The organism is Treponema endosymbiont of Eucomonympha sp. (genome assembly GCF_001028545.1).
Window position 1 is genome coordinate 1 of the sequence record NZ_BBPW01000643.1, and the last position, 449, is coordinate 449.

Here is a 449-nt window from a genome sequence, read left to right on the forward strand (position 1 = left end):
TACGTTATCGCGGTAAAGGCCGGCAGAAAGGACATAAATTCGCTTAAAGACCTTGAGGGAAAAACGGTTTCTGCCAGTTCCGGCTCCAACATTTCCTATTATCTCGAAAACTACAACAAAGATACCGCCGCGGTGCCGGTAAAAATTGCCTACGGTTCTCTGGACGAGGAAACGCTGATAAAGGGACTGGAAGAAGGGCGCTACGACGCCTTTTTTACCGAAACAAAGCGCCTGACTGAAACACGGCGGGCATATGGCAACCGCGTGGAGGGGGTGGGCGGAACGCTGCTGCCCGGTTACACCTATTACATTTTCCGCAAAGGCGACGAACAACTGCGCGACGCGGTTGACAAGGCGCTGCAGACGCTGCGCTCTAACGGTACTTTGTCAAAATACAGCTCAAAGTGGTTTGACCGTGATTATTCCGGTATCCTTCCCGATCTGACGCC

At 52.3% G+C, this 449-nt stretch carries 1 protein-coding gene; it reads left to right on the forward strand.

Annotated features, from left to right (window positions below; genetic code table 11):
* The coding region (locus AWU74_RS08460; RefSeq protein ID WP_162505116.1) for a transporter substrate-binding domain-containing protein at positions 1 to 449 on the forward strand (449 nt) is incomplete at both ends.